The following is a 23,741-nucleotide window of genomic DNA, read 5'->3' as shown; positions in this document are numbered from 1 at the left end:
ACCGTGCGTGTCCTGGCCTACGAGCTGCGCCGCCTGCGCGGCCTGCGTTCCACCTGGCTGCTGCTCGCCGCCGTGCTGCTCGGCGACGCCGTCGTGGCCGCCGTCCTGGCGGACCAGGCCCCGGACGGCCCGCTGGCCGCCCCGGCCGGGGTGCGGCTGCTGACCGCCGCCGTCCCGTTGGTCCCGCTGCCCTTCGCGGCGCTCGGCGCCGGGGTGCTGGGCGCGCTCTCGTACGGGCACGAGGTGCGCCACCCGGGGCTGCCGGCCTCGCAGGTGTCGTACCCGCGCCGGGTGCGACTGCTGCTGGCCAAGCTGCTGGTGATCGGGCCGGTGGCGGCCCTGCTGGCGCTGGCCACCCTGCTGCTCGACACGCTGGCCGTGCACCTCGCGCTGCCGGACGGCGTCACCGTGGCGGCCTGGGCGGACCCGGCCGCGCTGTCGGACCGGGTGTCCGCGGCGGTGACCGGCGCCGGGCTGTCCGGGCTGTCCGACCTGCCGGGCGTGTTCTCCCCGCTCGGTCTGACGGCCGGTCACGGGGTGCCCGCCGCCCTGCTGGCCTTCGTCCTGCTCACCGTGGTGGCGGCCTGGACCGGGGTGCTGACGGCCTCGCTGACCCGCAGCGCCGCGGCCGGGGTGCTGCTGCTGTGCGCGCTGCCGCCGCTGCTGGAGTCCGGCGTCGCCCTGCTGCTGCGTCACACCGGCAGGCCGTGGCCGGCCCGGGCGGCCGAGCTGCTGCCGTTCCAGTCCGGGATCGAGTGGGCCTACGGCTGGGTGTACGGCGGTGCGCACGAGGTGGTGGCCGGGAGCGCGGCGCTGACCGATCCGGCGCTGCTCGCCGCGGTCGCGGCCCCCGCGGGGCTGCTGCTGCTCGCCGCCCTGCTGGTCCAGGCCCGCCGCCGCGCCCTGTAGGCCCGTGGCTGCGCATCGCGCAGGGCCTCCCGCGCGGCGCCGCACCCGTGGGCGGCCCTGTCCGGTCCTGCGGAAGCCCCCGGGGTGCGGTCCTGCCCGTGGTTACCAAGGTCGACCAGCAGTGACCGTAATGCGCGGTTCTTCCTGATAAGAAGTCAATTATCCAGTCACGGTCGATCACCCTTTCGTGTGCTTTTCACGAGAATTCTCAAGCCACGCCTGCGGATCGCCGACAAAGGAGGCGTGAGTACCCTTGCGCACCCCACCATGACCCCCGCCCGTTCCGCCGATGGGCCCATCCACGGTCCCGGCGACCTGGACCGCTTCTCGTACGCCGACCGGCCGACCCCGCCGGCGCCCCGCTGGGAGGGCGCCGAGTCCGACATCGGCCGGGTCGGCCGCAAGACCACCAGCAGCCGCGGCCGCGGTCTGCACGGCCAGCTGGTCCAGCAGCTCGGCCAGATGATCGTCTCCGGCGATCTCGGTGCCGACCGCCCGCTGGTGCCCGAGGAGATCGGCCAGCGGTTCGAGGTCTCCCGGACCGTCGTCCGCGAGTCGCTGCGCGTGCTGGAGGCCAAGGGCCTGGTCAGCGCCCGGCCGAACGTCGGCACCCGGGTCCGTCCGGTCGGCGACTGGAACCTGCTGGACCCGGACATCATCGAGTGGCGCGCCTTCGGTCCGCAGCGGGACGAGCAGCGCCGGGAGCTGTTCGAGCTCCGCTGGGCGATCGAGCCGCTGGCCGCCCGGCTCGCCGCCGGCCACGGCCGGGAGGACGTCCAGCAGCGCCTGGTCGAGCTGGTCGAGATCATGGGCCACGCCGCCTCGCAGGCCGACCTCTCCACGTACACCCGGGCCGACGCCGAGCTGCACGGCCTGATCCTCCAGATGGCCGGCAACCGGATGCTGGAGCACCTGTCCGGGATCGTCGCCTGCGCGCTGCAGGTCTCGGGCGGCCCGGCGATCTCCTGCGAGCGGCCCTCCGAGTCCTCGGTCGGCCTGCACGCCCGGCTGGTGGACGCGCTGGGCGCCGGCGACGGCACCGCGGGCGAGGTCGCGATGCGGGCGCTGCTCACCGTCCATCCCGAGGTCGAGCCGTCCGTCCCCGCGCCCAGGGAGCACTGAACGGGCTGTTTCCACGAGCGGAGGCGCCGGCTGGCGGCGGTCCGCTCCGCCAGGGCCCTCCGGTCGCATCGCGGCGCAGCCGGGGGGCCTCCGCATGTCGTCACCCTCGGGTCGACCGGAGCCGGGAGAACGTGGGGAACGCCGGGGGCGGGAGAAGGACGGGGAAGTCGGGGGAAGCCGGAGCCGGGGGAGCCGGGGAGAAGCCGGGCGAGCCGGCCGCGCCCGGGAGGGGTCACCGGGCCTGGGAAGGCGGCCCGGCGAAAGGCGAGCCCATTTCACAGCTTGTCCATGACAACAGTTCACCCCGCGAGTGCGCGATGATGGAAGCGGCCCCGGGTTGCGGGCGCCGGGTCGGTGTGACCCGCGACACGAAGGCCATGCGTAACACTTGACGAGTAGCAGCGATGTGTCCTGAGCGGAAGCAGCTCCGGAATACTCCAACATGTCAGAATGCTGTGTTGGTCCGCGGCGCTGCTGCCGTCCTGCAAACCCAGTCCTCAAGCCCGAGTCGGTCGGAATCGACACCGCGCGTCCGACGCGCGATCTCCTTCCCCGCCCGCTCGGGCGGCCGGTACGGGTTCGAGATCCACTCATCGTCCGAGAGGTTGTTCGTGTCGGCCAGCACATCCCGTTCGCTTCCCCCCGAGATCGCCGAGTCCGCGGCTCTGCTGGCGCTCATCGAGCGGGGCAAGGCCCAGGGGCAGATCGCCGGTGACGACGTGCGCCAGGCGTTCGAGGCGGACCAGATCCCGGTCACCAAGTGGAAGAACGTCATGCGCAGCCTCAACCAGGTGCTGATTGAGGAGGGGGTGGACCTCATGGTCAGCGCGGCCGAACCGGCCGGCGCCAAGCGCAAGAGCGTTGCTGCCAAGAGCCCCACCAAGCGCACCGCCACCAAGGCTGTCACCACCCGGACCCCGGCCGCCCCGTCGGCCCCGACCAAGCCGCCCGTGCGGATCGCCCCCGGCGCTCCCGTCGCGGCTCCGGCCGTCGCGGCCGCCACGGCCCCGGCTCCCACCGTCTCCGCCGAGATCACCGCCGAGGGGAGGACCGCGGTCGGCTCCGAGCTGAAGGCGGCTCCCGCGAAGAAGGCCGCGCCGGCCAAGAAGGCCGCGGCCAAGAAGACCGCCGCGCCGGCCAAGAAGACCGCCGCCAAGAAGACCGCCGCCGGCAAGACCGCCAAGGGCGACGAGGAGCTGCTCGGCGAGGAGGAGCTGCTCGAGGACGTCGCGCTGCCCGGCGACAAGACCGAGGCCGAGGGCACCGCTCCGGAGGAGGAGTCGGAGGGCTTCGTCCTCTCCGACGACGACGAGGACGACGCGCCGGCCCAGCAGGTCGCCGTCGCCGGTGCCACCGCCGACCCGGTCAAGGACTACCTGAAGCAGATCGGCAAGGTCCCGCTGCTCAACGCCGAGCAGGAGGTCGAGCTCGCCAAGCGCATCGAGGCCGGCCTGTTCGCCGAGGACAAGCTCTCGGCCGCCGACAAGCTCGCCCCGAAGCTCAAGCGCGAGCTGGAGATCATCGCCGAGGACGGCCGCCGGGCCAAGAACCACCTGCTGGAGGCCAACCTCCGCCTCGTGGTCTCGCTGGCCAAGCGCTACACCGGTCGCGGCATGCTCTTCCTGGACCTGATCCAGGAGGGCAACCTCGGTCTGATCCGTGCGGTCGAGAAGTTCGACTACACCAAGGGCTACAAGTTCTCGACCTACGCCACCTGGTGGATCCGCCAGGCGATCACCCGCGCCATGGCCGACCAGGCCCGCACCATCCGCATCCCGGTGCACATGGTCGAGGTCATCAACAAGCTGGCCCGCGTCCAGCGCCAGATGCTCCAGGACCTGGGCCGCGAGCCCACCCCGGAGGAGCTGGCCAAGGAACTCGACATGACCCCCGAGAAGGTCATCGAGGTCCAGAAGTACGGTCGTGAGCCGATCTCGCTGCACACCCCGCTGGGCGAGGACGGCGACAGCGAGTTCGGTGACCTGATCGAGGACTCCGAGGCGGTCGTCCCGGCCGACGCGGTCTCCTTCACCCTGCTCCAGGAGCAGCTGCACTCGGTGCTGGACACCCTGTCCGAGCGCGAGGCGGGCGTGGTCTCGATGCGCTTCGGCCTGACCGACGGCCAGCCGAAGACGCTGGACGAGATCGGCAAGGTGTACGGGGTCACCCGTGAGCGCATCCGCCAGATCGAGTCGAAGACCATGTCGAAGCTGCGCCACCCGTCGCGCTCCCAGGTGCTGCGCGACTACCTGGACTGATCGACGGCAGTCGTTCCACGCGAAGGCCCGGAGCCGCACGGCTCCGGGCCTTCGCGGCTGTCCGGGCCCGGGCGCGTCAGCGTACGGGTGGTGGTTGTCCCTCGTCCGGGTGGCGGCGCGGCGGGAAGCGGTCGCACCGTGTAGCCGGTCACCTACGCTGTGCCGGTTGCCCGCTTCCGAGCCTCCTGGAGTCACGGTGCCGACCGAGCCGGACCGCACAGACCTGCCGACGCCCGCCCCGTTCCCGGCGGACCCCGCCGACCCGGCCGCCGACCGGGCGGGCCGCCGCCGCAGGGCCGCCGTGCTGGCGCTGCTCGCCGCCGTTCCCGTCCCGCTGGTCGCCCTCGGCACCGCGGCGCCGGCCGAGGCGCAGCGCCGGGTGGTCGGCGGTAGCGCGGTGAGCACCGCGGACCACCCGTGGATCGTGGCGCTGTCCAGCCGCCAGCAGTTCGGCAGCGGCCGTTCCGGCCAGTTCTGCGGGGGTGCGCTGGTCACCCCGACCAAGGTGGTGACGGCCGCGCACTGCTTCTACGACGAGGCCAGGGGCCGGGTGGACCGGCCGGGCCTGAAGGTGATCGTCGGCCGGGACGACATGCGCGGTACGTCCGGCCGGGAGGTGGCGGTGCGGTCGGTCTGGATCCACCCCGACTACTCCTTCGCCGCCAACATGAACGATGTCGCGGTGCTCACCCTCGCCGAGTCCCAGGGGGCCCTGCCGGTGGTCGAGCTGGTCGGCCAGGGCGAGACCGAACCGTACGCGGCCGGGACCACGACCCAGGTGTACGGCTGGGGTGACACCACGGGGCGGGGCGACTACTCGCCCGTGCTGCGCGGGGTGTCCGTGCCGGTCGTGCCGGACCAGGTCTGTGCGCAGGCCTATCCGGGCGGGCAGGACGGGAGGTTCGACGCCCGGGGCATGGTCTGCGCGGGCGAGGAGAGGGGCGGCAAGGATGCCTGCCAGGGCGACAGCGGCGGCCCGATGATCGTCGACGGCCGGCTGGTGGGCCTGGTCTCCTGGGGGACGGGCTGTGCCGAGGCGGCCCACCCGGGCGTCTACACCAGGGTGTCCTCGGTCGCGGACGCGGTGCGCTCGGTGCTGTGACCACCCGCGACCACCCGCGACCACCGGTGAACGCCCGCGAACGTCCGGGGCAGCCGCGGGCGAGGCGCCTCCGGTGCCGCGGACGTCGCGGCGGGTGAGCGGCTGGTCACGTGCCGGCACCGGGTTCTGACGCCGCGTCGGACGCCGCCGGGGCCACGGCCTGGGGCAACGGCGGGGGTCAGGAGGGCGGCCCGGGGTACAGCAGAGCCGGGCGACCGGCCCCGAAGGGGTCCGTCGCCCGGCTCACCGGTCGCGCGTGGTGCGCGACCGGACACAGCTCGAGGCCGGCTGCTGTTGGTGGCGCCCTGTATCAGCGCTCGTCGTCGGTGGCCGTCACGGTGGTCGCGGTGGTGAGACGGCCGCTCTCGTCCTGTATCTCCACGGCGATCTTCTTGAGCTCGGGCTCGAACTTCCGGCCGTGGTGGGCGCAGAAGAGCAGCTCTCCGCCGCTGGCGAGTACGACGCGCAGGTAGGCCTGGGCGCCGCAGCGGTCGCAGCGGTCAGCCGCGGTGAGCGGGCTCGCAGGGGTCAGAACAGTAGTCACGTCGCCTCTTCTCTAGCTCGACGAGCTGTCGTACCAGGGTCAACATCCAACCAGGCCGAAAACGTTCCCGCTCGTGGCTTTTCTTCTCTGAGGATTCTGCTGTGTTGATGAGGACGTGCCCCGGGCGCCGGTGGTTCATGCGTGCCGGATTCCGGGATCCGCCCTTCGCTCGAACGCCCGATCGGGATCGGGTGCGAGGTCCGCGTAGCATAATCCTCTGCCGGGTTGGAGCATAAGCCCCGTCCCGGGCCCCGGTAGCCTGCATAACGGCAGTTCCGGAGCCTGCGCCGGGCCCCACGATCCGCCAGGACCGGTGGTACCGGGAGGAGATGGCGCCCCCGGGGCCCACACCCGGGTGCGGTGCTTGTTCGCGCAGCGCGTACAAGCTGCGCGGGGCCGGTCCGTCGTGCTGTGCACCCGGCGCACGGGTTCGGGCACGCAGGGCGACGGGTGTCGGTGCGGCGTGCTGCACTGGCGTTTGGTCCGGATGCGTCCGGATGTGACCGATGAGACAGATCTTCACCGAGGAGAGTGCCGCGTGAGTGCCGAAACGACCGTGCCGTCCGCGCTGCTGGCCGGCGATGACGGTTCCAACTACACCGCGCGGCACCTGCTCGTCCTGGAGGGCCTGGAGGCGGTCCGCAAGCGCCCCGGCATGTACATCGGCTCGACCGACAGCCGCGGTCTGATGCACTGCCTGTGGGAGATCATCGACAACTCCGTCGACGAGGCGCTCGGCGGCTACTGCGACCGCATCGACGTCGTGCTGCACCCCGACTCCTCGGTCGAGGTCCGGGACAACGGGCGCGGCATCCCGGTCGACGTCGAGCCCAAGACCGGGCTGTCCGGCGTCGAGGTCGTGATGACCAAGCTGCACGCCGGCGGCAAGTTCGGCGGCGGCTCCTACGCGGCCTCCGGCGGTCTGCACGGCGTCGGCGCCTCGGTCGTCAACGCGCTCTCCGCCCGCCTCGACGTCGAGGTCGACCGCAGCGGGCACACCCACGCGATCAGCTTCCGCCGCGGCACCCCCGGCATCTTCACCGAGACCAGCCCGGACGCGCCCTTCGAGGCCGGCAACGGCCTGACCAGGACCCGCAAGGTGCCGAAGACCCGCACCGGCACCCGGATCCGCTACTGGGCCGACCGGCAGATCTTCCTCAAGGACGCCAAGCTCTCCCTGGAGACGCTGCACAGCCGCGCCCGGCAGACCGCCTTCCTGGTCCCCGGCCTGACCATCGTGGTGCGTGACGAGCGGCTCACCGAGAGCGAGCAGATCGACGAGACGGTCTTCCGCTACGACGGCGGCATCGCCGAGTTCTGCGAGTTCCTGGCCCCCGACAAGCCGGTCTGCGACGTGCTGCGGCTGCGCGGCGAGGGCACCTTCAAGGAGACCGTGCCGGTCCTGGACGACCTCGGCCACATGACCCCCACCGAGGTCACCCGCCACCTCGGCGTGGACATCGCGCTGCGCTGGGGCGCCGGCTACGACACCACCCTGCGCTCCTTCGTCAACATCATCGCCACCCCCAAGGGCGGTACCCACATCACCGGCTTCGAGCGCTCGCTGGCCAAGACGGTCAACGAGGCGCTGCGCGCGAGCAAGCTGCTGCGCGTCGCCGAGGACGACATCACCAAGGACGACGCCACCGAGGGCCTCACCGCCGTCGTCACCGTCCGGCTCGCCGAGCCGCAGTTCGAGGGCCAGACCAAGGAGGTGCTCGGCACTTCGGCGGCCAACCGGATCGTCGCCGCCGTCGTCGCCAAGGAGCTCAAGGCCTTCCTCACCTCGGCCAAGAAGGACCAGAAGCTCCAGGCCCGGGCCGTGCTGGACAAGGTCGTCGCGGCCGCCCGCACCCGGGTCGCCGCCCGGCAGCACAAGGAGGCCCAGCGCCGCAAGACCGCGCTGGAGACCAGCTCGCTGCCCGCCAAGCTGGCCGACTGCCGCAGCGACGACGTCGACCGCAGCGAACTGTTCATCGTCGAGGGGGACTCCGCGCTCGGCACCGCCAAGCTCGCCCGCAACTCCGAGTTCCAGGCGCTGCTGCCGATCCGCGGCAAGATCCTCAACGTGCAGAAGGCGTCCGTGAGCGACATGCTCAAGAACGCCGAGTGCGCCGCGATCATCCAGGTGATAGGGGCCGGCTCCGGCCGCACCTTCGACATCGACCAGGCCCGCTACGGCCGGGTCATCTTCATGGCCGACGCCGACGTCGACGGCTCGCACATCCGCACCCTGCTGCTCACCCTGTTCCACCGCTACATGCGGCCGATGGTCGAGCAGGGCCGGGTCTTCGCCGCCGTGCCGCCGCTGCACCGGATCGAGCTCACCAGTCCCAAGCGCGGCCAGGAGAAGTACCACTACACCTACTCCGACGCCGAACTGCGCTCCACGCTGCTGGAGTTCCAGCGCAAGAACCAGCGCTGGAAGGAGCCGGTGCAGCGCTACAAGGGCCTCGGCGAGATGGACGCCGACCAGCTGGCCGAGACCACCATGGACCCGCGCCACCGCACGCTGCGCCGGATCAACCTGGGCGACCTGGAGCAGGCCGAGCGGATCTTCGACCTGCTGATGGGCAACGACGTCGCCCCGCGCAAGGAGTTCATCGTGGACTCGGCGGCCACCCTGGACCGCTCCCGCATCGACGCCTGATTCCCGGCCGTACGCGAGGGCCCTCCACCCACGGGTGGAGGGCCCTCGCGCCGCCGGTTCCACCCGTGCTCCACCCCGGCTCCGATCAGCCGGAGGCGCCGGATCCGTAGCGTCGGAGAGGTCAGCAAGAAGCCTCTCCTCGGGACGGAGAATCCGATGAGTTCCATCGCCAACATCCTCGTGGTCATCGCGGTGGTGGTCCTGGTGGTCCAGCGCCAGATGCGCGTCCAGCGGCTGGACACCGAGCGCCGGTTCTGGCTGCTGCCGCTGGTCCTGGGCGCGCTCGCGCTGCGCGACCCGCAGCTCGTCGACCACCAGCACACCGCGGTCTCCGCCACGCTGCTGGTCGCCGGCCTCGTCGCCGTGCTCGCGATGGGCACGGTCTGGGGCTGGACCGTACGGATCTGGCGGGCCCCCGACGGCGGCGTCCTGGTCAAGGGCACCAAGGCCACCGTGGCCGCCTGGTGCGGGATGATCGCCATCCGGATCGGCCTGTACGCGGTCGGCTCGGCCCTGCACGTCCACCAGGCGGGCAGCACGCTGCTGCTGGGCATGGCGGTCCTGCTGCTGGTCCGCTCCGTCGTGGTGAACTGGAGGGCCCGCACGCTGGAGCCCGCGCGGACCGCCGCCGGACTGCGCTGACCCGCCGCCGTGAGCATCGAGGAGGCCCCCGTGGCCGGGTGGTACTGGACCCGCTGGCCGTCCCGGGAAGGGATCGGCCGCGAGGGCGAGAGCCGGCCGCGGCGGGTCCTCACCGTGTTCGGCCGGACCGTCCTGGTGGTCGTCGTCGGCTGGGGGACCTTCTCCGGGGGCCGGTACGCCGGCTGGGCCGCGGCGGCCGGGCTGGCCGCGGCCTTCGCCCTCAGCGCGGGGTACCTGCGGGTCACCCGGGAGCAGCGCCCGGCGGCCTCGTACCTGCTGGCCGCAGGCCTGGTCGGCGCGGGCTGGCTCGCCAACCAGGGGCTGGCCTACACGCTGGCCGACTTCCTCTGGATCGGGCTGGCCGTGACGGCCCTGATCCGGCTGCCGCCCGCGCCCGCGCTGTGCGCCGCGGCGGTCGCGCTGGGCTCGTACACGGCGGCCTCCCCGGCGAGCTGGCTCAGCATCGCCGCCACCATCGGAGGGTCCGTCCTGGTCGGCTTCCTGCTGCGGCTGGACATCGAGGCGCGCGGCACCGCCCGCCTGCTGCTCGCCCAGGAGCGGGCCGCCCGGGCCGCCGAGGCGGAGAGCGCGGCGCTCGCCGAACGGGCCAGGATCGCCCGGGAGATCCACGACGTGCTCGCCCACAGCCTCTCCGCGCAGCTCGTCCACCTGGAGGCGGCCCGGCTGATGCTGGACGCCGGGACGGACCGCGAGCAGGTCCGCGAACGGGTCGTCGCCGCCCGGCGGATGGCGCAGGACGGGCTGGCCGAGACCCGGCAGGCGCTGTCCGCGCTGCGCGGGGAGTTCACCCCGGTCGGGGAGTTCCTGGTGGAGCTGACCGGACGGGAGCGGGCCGCCCTCACCGTCACCGGCACGCCCCGGCCGCTCGCCGCCGAGGCCGCCCTCGCGGTGCGGCGCACCGCGCAGGAGGCGGTGACCAACGTCCGCAAGCACGCGTCCGGCGCCCGCTGCGCCGTCGAACTGCGCTACCTGGACGGCGCGGTGGAGCTGGAGGTGCGCAACACCCGGCCGCCGCGCGGCCCGTCCGCGGCCGAGCCGGCGTCGGGGGAGCTGGCGGCCAGCGGCAGCGGGTACGGTCTGCTGGGGATGCGCGAACGCGCGGAACTGCTCGGCGGCACGCTGCTGGCGGGCCCGGAGGACGGAGGGTGGCGCGTGCTGCTGCGGGTGCCGGCATGACGGAGCCGGCGATCAGGGTGCTGGTCGCGGACGACCAGACGGTGGTGCGCGAGGGCATCGTGATGCTGCTGGGGCTGCTGCCCGGCATCGAGGTGGTCGGTGCGGCGGGGGACGGGGAGGAGGCCGTCGCCCTGGTGGAGCGTCATCACCCGGACGTGGTGCTGATGGATCTGCGGATGCCGCGCTGCGACGGCGTCGAGGCGACGAGGCGGATCCGCACGGCGCACCCGGAGACCGAGGTGGTGGTGCTCACCACCTACGCCGACGACGAATCGCTGTTCCCGGCGCTCCAGGCCGGGGCGCGCGGCTACCTCACCAAGGACGCCGGCGGCGAGGAGATCGCCCGGGCCATCGCGGACGTTCGCTCGGGCGCCGCCGGGCTCTCCCCGCAGATCCAACTCCGGTTGCTGGAAAGGCTTTCGGAGCAGCCCGGCGGCTCCGGGCCGGCCGCCGGGCCGCCGGTCGGCCGGCCGGGGGAGCTGCCCGACGGGCTGACCGTCCGGGAGGCCGAGGTGCTGGCGCTGATCGCCCAGGGGCTGTCCAATGCGGAGATCGCCCAACGGCTGTTCGTCAGCCAGGCCACCGTGAAGACCCACATCAACAATCTGTTCGCCAAGACCGCGGTACGGGACCGGGCTCAGGCGGTCGCCTACGCCTTCCGACACGGAATCACCGGGACGCAGCAGTAGTCCGATGAGTGTCTGTCGGATGATCGATCACCTCATCGAGTGAACGTATCTGCGATGGTCAGAGGCGTTGTCCTAGGGCCGCCATCATGGTTCGGGTCAGAACATCCGGCCGTCCAGGAGCATCAGTGCCACAGCAGCAGACGAGCAGCCCCGGCCAGGGGCAGCGATTCGACTGGTGGGCCGCTCCGGCCGCCGGCACCCCCGTTGAGCCCGCCGAGCCATCGGCTGCGCACCGCCGGTCGGCGGTACCGGCGCAGTCGGGCCCCATCCGTACGGAGCACACCCGTCCGGACCGGTCGGCAGAGGCAGTCGGCGAGCCTGTGGCCGTCGGCGCACCGATCCACGGGCCCGCCGTCGAGCCGTTCGCCCAGAGCACCCCCGTCGACCAAGCGGCCCCGGCCGCACCGCACGCACCCCTCGGGTCCCTCGCGCCACGGGACGAGGAACCGGTCGCCGACCGGACCGAGGTCTACCGGGAGGTCCAGGCCAGCGCGGCCTTCCGGCAGATCCGCCGCAGCTACCGGACCTTCGTCTTCCCCATCACCGGCGGCTTCCTCGCCTGGTACCTGCTGTACGTCGCCGCCCAGGCCGGTGCCCCCGACCTGATGCGCCGCGCGGTGGCCGGCCCGCTCAACGTGGCCTGGCTGCTGGGACTTCTGCAGTTCGCCTCGACCTTCCTGCTCGCCTGGCTCTACGCCCGCAACGCCCGGACCAAGCGCGACCGCGCCGCCCTGGGCCTGCGCTGGGACACCCAGGACCAGCTGCGATGACGACCCTGATGGCCACCGTGCCCACCGACGCGGCCGTGGCCGCCGTGAGGACCGCCGCGCGGACCGTGGTGTCGACCGCCACCCCGCCCCCGGTCGCCCCCACCGGCGACCACCACTCGCTCGCCATCGCGCTGTTCGCCGTCGTCGTCCTGGTCACCCTGGGGGTCACCCTCTGGGTCGGCCGCCAGGGCAACGCCGCCGAGGACTTCTTCGCCGGCGGCCGCGACTTCACCCCGCTGCAGAACGGCTTCGCGCTCTCCGGCGACTACCTGTCCGCGGCCTCCTTCCTGGGCGTCGCCGGGCTGATCGCGCTCTACGGCTACGACGGCGTGCTCTACAGCATCGGCTTCCTGGTCGCCTGGCTGGTCGTGCTGATGCTGGTCGCCGAACTCGTCCGCAACGCCGGCCGGTACACCCTCGCCGACGTGCTCGCGCTGCGGCTGCGCCGCCGCAAGGTGCGCGCCGCGGCCGGCGGCGCCAGCGTCGTGGTCACCCTGCTCTACCTGGTGGCCCAGATGGTCGGCGCCGGTTCGCTGGTCGCCCTGCTGCTCGGCACCGGCAGCCCGCACGCCCGCACCTGGACCATCATCGCGGTCGGCGCCCTGATGATCGTCTACGTCACCATCGGCGGGATGCGGGCCACCACCTGGATCCAGATCATCAAGGCCTTCCTGCTGACCGGCGGTTCGGTGCTGCTGACGGTGCTGCTGGTGGTCCGCTTCCACGGGGACCTCGGCGAGCTGATGCGCCAGGCCGCCGACCACAGCGGTGCCGGGCACCGTTACCTGGAGCCCGGGCTCAAGTACGGCGGCAGCCTCACCAGCCGGCTGGACTTCGTCAGCCTCGGCCTCGCCCTGGTGCTCGGCACCGCGGGCCTGCCGCACATCCTGTCCCGCTTCTACACCGTGCCCACCGCGCGGGCCGCCCGCCGCTCCACGATGTGGGCGATCGGCCTGGTCGGCAGCTTCTACCTGATGGCCATCGTGCTCGGCCTCGGCGCCACCGCGCTGATCGGCTCGGCCGAGGTGCGGCACGCCAACTCGGCCGGGAACACCGCCGTTCCGCTGCTCGCCCTGGTGCTCGGCGGCGGCAACGGCAGCACCGGCGGGGTGGTGCTGTTCGCCCTGATCTCGGCGATCGCCTTCGCCACCATCCTCGCCGTGGTCGCCGGGCTCACCCTGGCCTCCTCGGCGGCCTTCGCCCACGACGTCTGGGCCGGCGCCTGGCGCGCCCGGCCCGCCCGCGAGCAGGCGAAGAACGGTCGCGGCCGCCGTCGTCGGGGCGAGACCGTCCCGGCCTCCCGGTCGGAGGAGTCGGTGTCCGGGATCAGCGAGCAGCAGGAGGTGGTGGTCGCCCGGTTCGCCGCCGCCGGGATCGGTGCGACGGCGATCGTGATCAGCCTCTTCGCCCAGCAGCTGAACGTCGCCTTCCTGGTCGGCCTGGCCTTCGCCGTCGCCGCTTCCTCGAACCTGCCGGTGCTGCTGTACAGCCTGTTCTGGTCGCGGTTCACCGCCCGCGGCGCGGTCTGGGCGGTGTACGGCGGGCTGGTCCCGGCGATCGTGCTGGTGTTCTTCTCGCCGGTGGTGTCCGGCTCCCACGAGGCGCTCTTCCCCGGCCTCGACTTCCACTGGTTCCCGCTGGAGAACCCGGGCCTCGTCTCCATCCCGCTCGGCTTCCTCGCCGGGTGGCTCGGGACGGTCACCTCGTCCGAGCCCGCCGACCCGGACCGGTTCGCCGAGCTGGAGGTACGTGCTCTCACCGGTGCGGGCGCGGCCTGAGCCGTCGCGCCCGGGGAACCCCGGCGGGCCTGGGGCCGCCGGGGTTCCCCCCTGTCCGGGCCCGGTCCGGCGGTCATCGGCCCTGACCGGAACGGCTACGCCCGGGCCGCCAGGCCGTAGCGGTGCTCCGGGCGGCCGGTGTCGCCGTACCGCAGGGTCAGCCGCAGCCGGCTGTCCCGTTCCAGCTGCTTGAGGTAGCGCTGCGCGGTGGAGCGGCTCAGCCCGGTGGCGTCGGCGACCTCCTGGGCGGAGAGCGGCCGGCCGGCCCGGCGCAGGACGCCCATCACCAGGTCGGTGGTGGGCGCCGAGTGGCCCTTGGGGAGCGGCCCGGCCGGGGCGGCGGCGCTGCGCAGGGTCGCGAACAGCCGGTCCACCTCGTCCTGGCCGGCCTCCCGGGCCGGCGCGGCGAGCGCGTGCCGCAGCTGCGCGTACGCCACCAGCTTCTCCCGCAGCCCGGCGAAGGTGAACGGCTTGACCAGGTACTGGAGCGCGCCGTGCTGCATCGCGGCGTGCACCGTCGACACGTCCCGGGCGGCCGTCACCATCATCACGTCGCAGGCCACCTGGCGTTCCCGCAGCCGGAGCACCAGGGCCAGGCCGGTCTCGTCCGGCAGGTGGTGGTCGAGCAGCAGCAGGTCCACCGGTCGGCGCTCCAGGGCGGCCAGTGCCTCCCCGGCCGAGTGCGCGGTGCCGGTCACCCGGAAGCCGGGGACCTTGGCCACGTAGGCGGCGTGCACGTCCGCGACCCGGAAGTCGTCGTCCACCACGAGTACGTCGATCATCACGCCTCCACGAGCTGGGTGGTGAGCAGGGCCTCGGGCAGCTCGACGGTGAACCGGGCGCCGCCGAGCGGCCCGGTGTCGAGCACGATCCGGCCACCGGTCCGTTCGACCAGCCGCCGCACCATCGCCAGCCCCAGCCCGCGCGGACGGTGCGCGGGCGCGTCCTTGCTGCTCCACCCCTCTTCGAAGACCTGCTCGCGCAGCTCCTCCGGCACGCCCGGGCCGCTGTCCGCGACCTGCAGCAGCAGCGTCGGGCCGGCCGCCGCCAGGCTCACCTCCACCCGGCCCCCGCCGCCCGCGGCCAGCGCGTCCACCGCGTTGTCGATCAGGTTGCCGAGCACCGTCACCAGCGCCCGGGCGTCCACCACCGCGTCCGGCAGGTGCGCTGCCGGGGCCAGCGCCAGCCGCACCCCGCGCTCGCCCGCCACCGCGCTCTTGCCCGCCAGCAGCGCCGCCACGTGCGGGTCCTGCACCTGCTCGGCGATCCGCGCCGCGACCACCGCGTGCGAGCCGGACTGCTCCGAGATGAACGCCACCGCCTGCTCGTGACGGCCCAGTTCCAGCAGGCCCAGCAGGGTGTGCATCCGGTTGGCGTGCTCGTGGTCCTGGGCCCGCAGCGCCTCGGTCAGGCTGCGGGTGGTGTCCAGCTCGCGGACCAGCGACTCCAGCTCGGTGCGGTCCCGCAGGGTCACCACGGCGCCGCCCTCGGGCGTGGCCGTCCGGTTGACCACCAGCACCCGGTCGTCCCGTACGGCCGGCAGGTCGGCGCCGGCGATCCGCCCGGCGAGCACGTCCGCCAGCCGGCCCGGCGGCAGCACCGCGCCGATCGGGCGGCCGGCGCAGTCCTCGGGCAGGCCGAGCAGCCGGAACGCCTCGTCGTTGGCCAGCCGGATCCGGCCGTGCTCGTCCAGCGCCACCATGCCCTCGCGGATGCCGTGCAGCATCGCCTCCCGCTCCACCAGCAGCGCGGAGATGTCGGCCAGCGCGATGTTGTGGGTGCGGCGCTTGAGGCGGCGGGCCAGGAGGAGGGTGGCGAGCGTCCCGGCGGCGAGGCCGGCGCCCGCGCACAGCAGGATCCCCGTGAGCATCTTCAGCAGCCGGCGGCGGATCGAGTCGTCGCTGATGCCGACCGAGACCTCGCCGACGATCCGGCCGTCCGCCATCCGCAGCGGCACCTTGCCCCGGGCGGTGCGGCCCAGGGTGCCCTGCTGGATGGCGGTGACGCTGCGGCCGCTGAGGGCGGGCTCCGGGTCGGTGCTGACCCGCTGGCCGATCCGGCCCGGGTCGGTGTGCGAGAGCCGGATGCCGTCCAGGTCGGTGACCACGACGAAGCTGGCGCCGGTGGCCAGCCGGATCTGCTCGGCGTTGCGCTGCGCGGCCACCACGTCGCGGCCGGCGGCGGCCCGGGCGATGTTCTCGTCGGTGGCGGTGGCCTGGGCGATCGACAGCGCCCGCTGCATCGCGTCGTGGTCCAGCTCGCTGCTGACCGGGGCCAGGAACAGCCCGGCGGTCACGGCGGTGACACCGACGGTGACGACGGTCTGGCTCAGCAGCAGTTGGGCGAAGACCCGGCGGGGCCGGCGGGCGAGCTTCATCCGGGCCTCCTCTCGGCGGCTGCGGGGGAATCGGATGTCCGGGAGCGGGGATGGGAGCGGGGCTGGGAGCGGGGGGGCGGGGTGGGGGCGCCTCCGGTGGGGTGGGTCGGGACACCCTATGTTTCCGCGCTGTTTCTGTCAGCCGCGTCCCCGCAGTTGTAGCGCAAGCAAAACGAGCAGAACACCCCTCTATGCGGAGAAGTCGCACTACGCGAAGAAGGCTCCCGCCGGGGCCGGGCCCGCTCCTACCTTTCCGGGGCAAGCACAGAACCGGGAGGAATGCATGACCGAGACCCCGGCGATCGAGCTGACCGGCGCGACCAAACGCTTCCGCACCCCCTCGGGGGCGTTGCACACCGCCGTCCGCGATCTCGATCTGACCGTCGCCCAGGGCGAGTTCGTCGCCGTCGTCGGCCCCACCGGCTGCGGCAAGTCCACCACGCTGACCCTGGTCAGCGGCCTGGAGGAGCCCACCGAGGGCGAGGTCCGGGTGTACGGCGAGCCCGTGCGCGGGATCGACCCCAAGGTCGGGTTCGTCTTCCAGCAGGACGCCGTCTTCCCCTGGCGCACCGTCCTGTCCAACGTGATGGCCGGCCCGCGCTTCCGCGGCGTGCCCGCCGCCGAGGCCAGGGAACGGGCCCGGGACTGGCTCGGCCGGGTCGGCCTGGCCGCCTTCGAGGACCGCTACCCGCACCAGCTGTCCGGCGGCATGCGCAAGCGCGTCGCGCTCGCCCAGACCTTCGTCAACGACCCGGCGATCCTGCTGATGGACGAGCCGTTCTCGGCCCTGGACGTGCAGACCCGGGCCCTGATGTCGGACCAGCTGCTGGAGCTGTGGGCCGGCACCGGCTCGTCGGTCGTCTTCGTCACCCACGACCTGGACGAGGCCATCGCGCTCGCCGACCGGGTCGTCGTCATGACGGCCGGACCGGCCACCGTCAAGGAGGTCTTCACCGTCGACCTGCCGCGCCCGCGCACCGTGGAGGCCGTCCGGCTGGAGCCGAGGTTCGTCGAGCTGTACCGCGAGATCTGGGCCTCGCTCGGCGAAGAGGTGCGCATCACCCGGGAGAGAGGAGCGGGTCGTGCCGCTTGAGACCGCGTCCGATTCCGTGCCCGAGTCCGTGTCGGGAGCCGCGCCGGCCGGCGCCGGGAAGCCCCCGGCCGTCACGACGAGGACCGAGGCCCGCGAACGGGCCGCCCGCAACCGCCGGTTGGTCGTCTACGGCGCCCGGGTCGCGGTGCTGCTCGCCTTCCTCGGGCTCTGGGAGGTCTGCGCCCGCACCGACGTCATCGACCCGTTCAACTTCTCCCAGCCGTCGAGGATCTGGGACCAGATCTGGCAGTGGGTCACCCACGGCACCGCGCAGGGCTCGCTCGGCGAGCAGATCGGCTACACCCTGTACGAGGCCCTCGCCGGCTGGGTGATCGGCGTCATCGGCGGCGTGCTGCTGGGCATCGCGCTCGGCCGGATCCGCTTCCTGGCCGACGTGTTCGGGCCGTACATCAAGGTGCTCAACGCGATCCCGCGGATCGTGCTCGCGCCGATCTTCCTGATCTGGTTCGGCCTCGGCCCGGCCTCCAAGGTCGCCTCCGCGGTGGTGCTGGTGTTCTTCCCGGTGTTCTTCAACGCCTTCCAGGGCGCCCGCGAGGTCGACCGCAACCTCGTCGCCAACGCCCGCATCCTGGGCGCCGACAACCGCAGGGTCACCCTCCAGGTGGTCATCCCCGCCGCCACCACCTGGATCTTCACCAGCCTGCACGTCAGCTTCGGCTTCGCGCTGATCGGCGCCATCGTCGGCGAGTACATCGGCGCCACCAAGGGCCTCGGCCTGCTCGTCGCGGCCGCCCAGGGCACCTTCAACGCGGCCGGCGTGTACGCGGCCATGACCATCCTCGCCGTCGTCGCGCTGCTCACCGAGGGGCTGCTGACCTTCGCCGAGAAGAAGCTGTTCCGCTGGAAGCCCGCCGACGCGGGCGACGGCCGCTGAACCTCCCCCGCCCGTACGAAGAGAGGCCCCCACCCATGCGCAGAACGGCTGCCGCCGCCCTCGCCGCCCTCCTGCTCCTCCCGCTCTCCGCCTGCGCCAACGACGCCGCCACCGCCGGACACGGCGCGGTCGCCGCCCCCGCCGGGCAGCAGGTCGACGGGCCCAAGGTCAAGATCATGGTCGGTGGCCTGGACAAGGTCATCTACCTGCCCGCGATGCTCACCCAGCGGCTCGGCTACTTCGCCGAGGCCGGCGTCAACGTCGAGCTGATGACCGAACCGGCCGGCGTCAACGCCACCACCGCGCTGCTCGCCGGGGACGTCCAGGGCGCCGTCGGCTTCTACGACCACACCATCGACCTCCAGGCCAAGGGCAAGAAGGTCGAGTCCGTGGTGCAGTTCGCCCAGGCGCCCGGCGAGGTCGAGGTGGTCTCCAGCAAGCAGGCCGACGCGATCAGGTCCGGCGCCGACTTCAAGGGGAAGAAGCTCGGCGTCACCAGCCTCGGCTCCTCGACCGACTTCCTCACCAAGTACCTCGCGGTCAAGAACGGCACCGCCGTCAGCGAGTTCAGCCCGATCGCGGTCGGCGCCGGCCAGACCTTCATCGCCGCGCTCCAGCAGGGCAGCATCGACGCCGGGATGACCACCGACCCGACCGTCGCCGCCGTCCTGGACAAGGGCCTCGGCAAGGTCCTCTACGACATGCGCACCCCCGAGGGCTCGCGCGAGGCGCTCGGCGGGCTCTACCCGTCCTCGTCGCTGTACATGAACACCGACTGGGTGGAGAAGAACAAGGACACCACCCAGAAGCTCGCCAACGCCTTCGTGAAGACCCTCACGTGGATGTCCACCCACAGCCCCGAGGAGATCGCCGCGAAGATGCCCGCCGACTACGCCCAGGGCGGCGCCGAGCAGTACGCGGCGGCGATCAAGGCGACGCTGCCGATGTTCACCACGGACGGCGTGATGCCGGCCGACGGGCCGAAGACGGTGCTCTCGGTGCTCGCCGCGTTCCACCCGGACGTGAAGGGCAAGGAGGGGTCGATCGACCTGGCGAAGACCTACACCACGGAGTTCGTCGCCAAGGCCGCCGGCTGAGCCCCGCCGCCGACAGCGGTCCCGCGCCCACCCCCACGGGCGCGGGGCCGCTGTGCGTCAGAGCCCTCGTACGGACAGCACGTCCATCCGCGACGGCGTCCCCGCCGCCTTGCCGCAGCTCTCCGGACGCGCCGGCTCGCTCACCGTCTCGATCACGTCCACCTCCCAGGACCGGCCGTCCCGGTGCAGCACCGTCACCAGCCAGCGGCGCTCACCGTCCGGCCGCTGGACGAGCGTCAACGCGTCCACCCCGGTCTCGCCGGTCGCCAGCCGCACCGCGTGCTCGGCCGCCTGACCCGGACGCTCCCAGCCCGAACAGCCGCGCGACCACTCCGGCACCGTGTGCCCGGCCGCCGTCGCCGCCAGCACCTCCTTGGCGGTCTCCGGCGTCAGCCGCCCGTACGCGTAGCCGTACGGCAGCACCAGCATCGTGGGGGAGAAGCGGTGCCCGCCCAGGTGGGTGACCTCCCACACCTCGCTGTGCCCGGCCGCCGCCAGCTCCGCCGCGAGCGGGCGGCCCAGCAGCGCGCAGCAGCGGTCCCGCCGCCCGTTGGTGCACACCAGGGCCACCGGGCCGCCGACGTGCTCCGCACCGAAGCCGGTGTGGTCCCCGGCGCCCAGCGCCGCGAAGTCCAGGCCCAGCAGCTCCGCCGGATCCGCCACCGCCGCCCGGCGCACCCAGTCGCGGCCCGGCACCGTGTGCGCCACGAGCACCTCGTGGCGCGGGGTCGGCAGGCAGTCGGCATGCCGCCCGGGCCGGCGGATCAGCGCCACCCGCACGCCCGTCCCGGCCGCGGCCGCCTCCAGCGCCCGCCCCACCGCCGCGTCCAGATGGCTCTCGCCCAGCGCCTTCGCGCCCCACGGCCCGTTCTGCTCCACCAGCAGCCAGGTGCTCGCCACCGCCGCCGTCGCGGCCAGCGGCTCCGAAAGTTCACGCGACACGGTCGCACAAGTGCTCACGCCGGCAAGGCTACCCTCAGCTGATCACCCTCACTCGATCACCCGAAGGCGGCCTTCACCCGCTGCGCGACCTCCTCGTCCACCGTGTCGTACATCGGCTCGGAGACGGTCGGGAGGTCGGCGAACTCCAGGTGGATGCTGCGGACGACGTCCGCGAACAGCTCCGAGTACAGCACCCAGTCCTCCGGGCACGGGGTGCTCAGCTCCAGCGAGAGCAGCTGCGACTCGTTCGGCAGCGGCAGGTGCACCTGGATTACCGAGGTGGTCAGCACCCCGTCGACGAGCGGGACCGCCAAGCCGTCGAGCGGGGTCGACCCGTCGTCCACCGCGGTCGCCACCGCGTCGATCACCGCGACGGCCCGCCCGGCCGGCAGCTCGACCGCGGTCACCTCCGCCTCCGGACGGGACAGGGCCAGCCGGGTGAGCAGGAAGTCCACCGCGCCGGGGTAGTCGGTGCCCTCCAACGGGCACAGCGAGGCGGTGATCGTGGCCATGCTCGGACGGCCGTCCACGTCCACCAGGCACATCCCGGCGTGGATCACCCCGGCCTCGGCCATCGACGGGATCAGCCCGGCCAGCATCATGGCCCAGGCGGCCCGGTCCTCCTCGGACCGGGCGGCCAGGACCTCGCAGACCATTTCCCAGAGCTCCTCCGCCACCTGTTCCTCGGTGCCGAACACGGGTACCTGGTGGAAGGCGGGCGGGACGATGAAGCGGATCTGGAGTGGTGCGTCCTCAGCGGGATCGGGGCGGTCGGCTGTCGGAGTGCCGGACATCGGGAGCCTTCCACTGAGGTCATGCGGGCTTGCGGATGCGGTTGCGGATGTCCAGCCAGGACGGCGGGACGGGGACCGGGACGCCGTACGTACGGGCCTCGATCAGCAGGTCGAGGTAGGCGTCGGCACGCTCGCGCAGGCCGGAGCGGCGCCAGGTCCAGAGCTCCTTCAGCGCGGGGACTGCAGCGAGCAAGCCGATGGCGATCAGGCCCGTCCCCAGGGAGACGAGCTGTCGGCGGTACTCGGCACCGGCGGGGTCCATGCCCATGGGAGCGACGACCATGCCGGCGACCACGGTGAGGAGGAACGTCCTGCCCCAGAGGCTGATCCACCGGCGGGACCGCTGCACGGCGGTGAGCAGTCCCCGGACCGCCTGTTCGTCCAGGAAGTCGACGCCGTGCTGAGCACTGAGTTCGCGGGCCCGGCCGGCCAGGGCCCAGTGGCGCGCGAGTGCTGCGGTCGGCAGTACCGGGAACTTCGGGTCGATCACGGCGTCGGCCGGCCACCACGAGGTCGGCTGTGTCGCGGCCGGCTGCGGGGGAGCCGGACTGGTGGAGGACGTGCCCCGGGCGGCCGTCGGCTGTGGTGGAGCGGTCGCGCCTTCCTCCCACGAGGCCCGCTCGGCGGCGACTCCCCACTCGGGGGGGATCGTGACCGTCAGACCGGCTCCCCGTGCCCGGTTCAACAGGCCCACGTACGTGGTGAAGTGCACGGAGGCGGTCTTCTTCTCCGCCTCCCAGGACATGCCGCGGATCCCGATCCAGATGCCGACGGGGATCGCAAGGACGGCCGCCACCAGGCCGGCCACCTGTCGTCCCTCGGCCGGCGAACTCATCGACGCGCCGAAGAACACGGCACCCGCGATTCCCCCGATGATGAACAGGCCGGCCAGTTCGGAGTACCAGTCCTGCTGGTTCCGCATCCGCAGGTGCTTGGTCACCACATCGCGGGCCACGTAGTCGTGCAGCAGGTTGATTCCGTAGAGCGTTTCGGCCCGTCGCGCGGCCTCGGCCACCTCGGGCACCGAGGCGATCCGTCCGCCCTCGACGGGGAGCGTGGCATGGAGGTCCTTGGCCATGGGTCTCTCCTCTCAGCCGACGGCGTTCAGGAACGGGGCGGACGCCGGTCGGACTGCGGGCCTCGCGAGCGGCCCGGGAAGTACGACGGGCTGCGCCGCCGCCCTTCTCTCGATCGCTTTGTCCACTTGCTTGTACGCGCCGTAGACGATCGAGGCCGCCTTCGCACTGGCCGTGACCTTCGCGGGATCGAGCGCCGACAAGCGGGACGCGACCTTGTCCGAGAAGACGCGGGCGACATTGGGCGCCCTTTCCGACTGGCTGAGCCAGCTCGCGCCTTTGGGTATCCACGTGGTGACGGCCTTGGTCGACATCGGAAGCCTGGCCATGGCGAGCGCGCTGCCGCCGGCGTTCGCGGCTCGGGTTCCCTTGGCGGCGGTGGCGAAGCCCTTGACCAGCCCGTAGCCGGGGATCAAGCCCAACGAGTCCAGTCCGAGGGTCATCCACGACACGTCCTTGCCACGGAGCTTGGCGATGCCGTGCCCGCTCAGCGCGCCCGCGCTCGTCAGCACGGCCCCGGCGACCAGCACCGGACCGAACGGGGTGAACAGCGCGGCGATCGTCAGTCCGGCCGAGATCATGGACAGGATGTCGGCATGGTCGGACAGGAAGTCCAACGACTTGTTCCAGGCCTTTTTCACGTTGTCCAGCATCCGCTTGAACAGCCCCGGGTCCGGCGGGTGGTGACGGGACGCCTCCACGATCGCCTTGGCGGCGGCCTCGGCCTTGTGCCGGTGGTCCTCCAACTGCTTGTGGGCGCGCTTGATGACCTCGTCGAGCTGGTGGTGGCAGCGGGTGCTGGCCTCCCGGGCCGCGTCGAACTGCGCCTGGGCGCGGTTGATCACGTTGTCGGCGGTCTGCCCGCCGTTCTGCGCGTAGCCCTTCAGGGTGTTGCCGAGGGAGGTGACCTGGCCGTCCGTGTCGGCCAGCCGCGTGCGCAGCTCGACGGCTTCGGCCTCCATCGTGCGGCCGGTGGTGATCATGCCGGAGAGCTGGGTGTGCCAGGCCTTGAGGGCCCGCGAGCAGGCGGCCATCGACTCGTGGCCCTGGGTGAGGTACTTGGGCAGTTGGCCCAGCTTGTCGGCGAACTTGCGGGCCGCCTCGCCCTCCCAGGCGCCGCCGTCGGAGCCGATGCCGGCGAGCGCGCTCCGCAGTTCTTCCAGTTCCCGGGCTACGGCGTCGACGTCCGCGTACATCTTGGCGATGCCCGCCAGGTCCCCCGGGGCCGGGCAGAAGCCGAGGCCCGGCCAGTTCTTGTCACCCATGATGGAGTCAGTCCCTGCTGCCGGCTGCGCTGTAGGCCTTCGCGACGCCCTGTTCGTTGTCCGTGTAGGCCTTGAGTGATTCGTCCAGGCCCTCGTGGAGGTTGTGGGCCAGCTTGCCCATCCGACCCATCGCTCCGTGCCAGTGGCGTTCGAAGCCCAGGCATGCCGAGTCGAGCCACGCGTTGCCGGTCTGGCGGGCGATCCCGGCGTTCTCCAGGCTCTTGGCGACCGTCTTCATGCGCTTGGCGCATTCGTCGAGTTGCTTGGACACCGTTCTCATCCGGTCCATGTCGATCTTGAATTGATCGGTCAACTCCCCATCCCCCCAAGGATTGTGACGCGGTGTGGAGCATCTGTTCGGTGAACCTAACCCATGGGAGGGCAAAGTTCAGGCCATGACCGGGAATTGGAGATCGCCGTTCCGCAATCCCGGCCGGGCGGGCACGAAAGAGCGGAGGGGCACCGGACGATGTCCGGTGCCCCTCCCCCCCGGGGGGGGCCCCCGCTTAGTATATCAAAACAGCTAAAAGCAATAAAACAA

Annotated in this window: 21 protein-coding genes; 13 read left to right on the top strand and 8 right to left on the bottom strand. The window is 72.5% G+C overall.

Annotated features, from left to right (window positions below; genetic code table 11):
• Positions 1 to 3: 3 nt before the first annotated feature.
• The 4 genes from ACWDCZ_RS23880 to ACWDCZ_RS23865 all read left to right on the top strand — a co-directional run bounded on the left by ACWDCZ_RS23880 (position 4) and on the right by ACWDCZ_RS23865 (position 5,391).
• Positions 4 to 909 (top strand): hypothetical protein, encoded by a 906-nt coding sequence (locus ACWDCZ_RS23880; RefSeq protein ID WP_449816901.1) that lies wholly within the window; start codon positions 4 to 6, stop codon positions 907 to 909.
• A 189-nt stretch (positions 910 to 1,098) separates the two neighbouring features.
• Entirely contained in the window at positions 1,099 to 2,031 is a 933-nt protein-coding gene (locus ACWDCZ_RS23875; RefSeq protein WP_049650790.1) for a FadR/GntR family transcriptional regulator, read from the top strand.
• 605 nt (positions 2,032 to 2,636) lie between these two features.
• Positions 2,637 to 4,289 (top strand): RNA polymerase sigma factor, encoded by a 1,653-nt coding sequence (locus ACWDCZ_RS23870; RefSeq protein WP_380778313.1) that lies wholly within the window; start codon positions 2,637 to 2,639, stop codon positions 4,287 to 4,289.
• Between the two features lie 301 nt (positions 4,290 to 4,590).
• The gene (locus ACWDCZ_RS23865; protein WP_049650795.1) at positions 4,591 to 5,391 is read left to right on the top strand and encodes a S1 family peptidase; all 801 of its coding nucleotides are present in this window, start codon (positions 4,591 to 4,593) and stop codon (positions 5,389 to 5,391) included.
• 310 nt (positions 5,392 to 5,701) lie between these two features.
• Here ACWDCZ_RS23865 and ACWDCZ_RS23860 read toward each other — a convergent pair whose 3' ends face one another.
• A complete protein-coding gene (locus tag ACWDCZ_RS23860) occupies positions 5,702 to 5,935 on the bottom strand; it encodes a DUF7455 domain-containing protein (RefSeq protein ID WP_049650788.1) in 234 nt (77 codons plus the stop codon).
• A 538-nt stretch (positions 5,936 to 6,473) separates the two neighbouring features.
• On the opposite strand from ACWDCZ_RS23860, the gene ACWDCZ_RS23855 reads away from it, so the two are divergent.
• The 6 genes from ACWDCZ_RS23855 to ACWDCZ_RS23830 all read left to right on the top strand — a co-directional run bounded on the left by ACWDCZ_RS23855 (position 6,474) and on the right by ACWDCZ_RS23830 (position 13,661).
• Complete coding sequence (locus tag ACWDCZ_RS23855) at positions 6,474 to 8,585, top strand: DNA gyrase/topoisomerase IV subunit B (protein WP_049650787.1); 2,112 nt, start codon at positions 6,474 to 6,476, stop codon at positions 8,583 to 8,585.
• Positions 8,586 to 8,741: 156 nt separating this feature from the next.
• On the top strand, positions 8,742 to 9,227 hold the full coding sequence (locus ACWDCZ_RS23850; RefSeq protein WP_049650786.1) for a CcdC protein domain-containing protein: 486 nt from the start codon (positions 8,742 to 8,744) through the stop codon (positions 9,225 to 9,227).
• Between the two features lie 30 nt (positions 9,228 to 9,257).
• Complete coding sequence (locus tag ACWDCZ_RS23845; RefSeq protein WP_449816899.1) at positions 9,258 to 10,424, top strand: sensor histidine kinase; 1,167 nt, start codon at positions 9,258 to 9,260, stop codon at positions 10,422 to 10,424.
• On the top strand, positions 10,421 to 11,113 hold the full coding sequence (locus ACWDCZ_RS23840) for a response regulator (protein WP_049650785.1): 693 nt from the start codon (positions 10,421 to 10,423) through the stop codon (positions 11,111 to 11,113). The genes ACWDCZ_RS23845 and ACWDCZ_RS23840 overlap by 4 nt, the downstream gene beginning before the upstream one ends.
• Before the next feature lie 320 nt (positions 11,114 to 11,433).
• The gene (locus ACWDCZ_RS23835) at positions 11,434 to 11,883 is read left to right on the top strand and encodes a DUF485 domain-containing protein (RefSeq protein ID WP_181970691.1); all 450 of its coding nucleotides are present in this window, start codon (positions 11,434 to 11,436) and stop codon (positions 11,881 to 11,883) included.
• Complete coding sequence (locus ACWDCZ_RS23830) at positions 11,880 to 13,661, top strand: solute symporter family protein (protein WP_234348313.1); 1,782 nt, start codon at positions 11,880 to 11,882, stop codon at positions 13,659 to 13,661. Before ACWDCZ_RS23835 ends, ACWDCZ_RS23830 begins: the two co-directional genes overlap by 4 nt.
• 95 nt (positions 13,662 to 13,756) lie before the next feature.
• Here ACWDCZ_RS23830 and ACWDCZ_RS23825 read toward each other — a convergent pair whose 3' ends face one another.
• Entirely contained in the window at positions 13,757 to 14,443 is a 687-nt protein-coding gene (locus ACWDCZ_RS23825; protein ID WP_449816898.1) for a response regulator, read from the bottom strand.
• Entirely contained in the window at positions 14,443 to 16,038 is a 1,596-nt protein-coding gene (locus ACWDCZ_RS23820) for a sensor histidine kinase (RefSeq protein ID WP_117489753.1), read from the bottom strand. The genes ACWDCZ_RS23825 and ACWDCZ_RS23820 overlap by 1 nt, the downstream gene beginning before the upstream one ends.
• Before the next feature lie 283 nt (positions 16,039 to 16,321).
• Here ACWDCZ_RS23820 and ACWDCZ_RS23815 point away from each other — a divergent pair, with 283 nt between their 5' ends.
• The 3 genes from ACWDCZ_RS23815 to ACWDCZ_RS23805 are packed head-to-tail and all read left to right on the top strand — an operon-like array spanning position 16,322 to position 19,123.
• On the top strand, positions 16,322 to 17,131 hold the full coding sequence (locus ACWDCZ_RS23815) for an ABC transporter ATP-binding protein (protein WP_049650781.1): 810 nt from the start codon (positions 16,322 to 16,324) through the stop codon (positions 17,129 to 17,131).
• Positions 17,121 to 18,026 (top strand): ABC transporter permease, encoded by a 906-nt coding sequence (locus tag ACWDCZ_RS23810; protein WP_396276614.1) that lies wholly within the window; start codon positions 17,121 to 17,123, stop codon positions 18,024 to 18,026. The genes ACWDCZ_RS23815 and ACWDCZ_RS23810 overlap by 11 nt, the downstream gene beginning before the upstream one ends.
• Positions 18,027 to 18,061: 35 nt before the next feature.
• The gene (locus tag ACWDCZ_RS23805; protein ID WP_074005667.1) at positions 18,062 to 19,123 is read left to right on the top strand and encodes an ABC transporter substrate-binding protein; all 1,062 of its coding nucleotides are present in this window, start codon (positions 18,062 to 18,064) and stop codon (positions 19,121 to 19,123) included.
• 57 nt (positions 19,124 to 19,180) lie between these two features.
• Here ACWDCZ_RS23805 and ACWDCZ_RS23800 read toward each other — a convergent pair whose 3' ends face one another.
• Genes ACWDCZ_RS23800 through ACWDCZ_RS23780 form a run of 5 tightly spaced genes read right to left on the bottom strand, consistent with a single transcriptional unit; the run spans position 19,181 to position 23,513 of the window.
• A complete protein-coding gene (locus ACWDCZ_RS23800) occupies positions 19,181 to 20,083 on the bottom strand; it encodes a sucrase ferredoxin (protein WP_049650779.1) in 903 nt (300 codons plus the stop codon).
• Positions 20,084 to 20,121: 38 nt separating this feature from the next.
• Positions 20,122 to 20,859, bottom strand: coding sequence for a hypothetical protein (locus tag ACWDCZ_RS23795; protein ID WP_375876176.1), 738 nt, complete (start codon positions 20,857 to 20,859; stop codon positions 20,122 to 20,124).
• Positions 20,860 to 20,878: 19 nt separating this feature from the next.
• Positions 20,879 to 21,937 (bottom strand): hypothetical protein, encoded by a 1,059-nt coding sequence (locus ACWDCZ_RS23790; protein WP_449816897.1) that lies wholly within the window; start codon positions 21,935 to 21,937, stop codon positions 20,879 to 20,881.
• 12 nt (positions 21,938 to 21,949) lie between these two features.
• Complete coding sequence (locus tag ACWDCZ_RS23785) at positions 21,950 to 23,200, bottom strand: hypothetical protein (RefSeq protein WP_074005664.1); 1,251 nt, start codon at positions 23,198 to 23,200, stop codon at positions 21,950 to 21,952.
• A 7-nt stretch (positions 23,201 to 23,207) separates the two neighbouring features.
• Positions 23,208 to 23,513 carry a type VII secretion target gene (locus ACWDCZ_RS23780; RefSeq protein ID WP_107418945.1) on the bottom strand — a complete coding sequence of 102 codons (306 nt, stop codon included), beginning with the start codon at positions 23,511 to 23,513 and terminating at the stop codon, positions 23,208 to 23,210.
• Positions 23,514 to 23,741 lie beyond the last annotated feature (228 nt).

The organism is Kitasatospora sp. NPDC001225 (assembly GCF_053597855.1).
The sequence above is the reverse complement of the archived record's forward strand: the minus strand, read 5'-3'. Positions and strand labels throughout refer to the sequence as shown.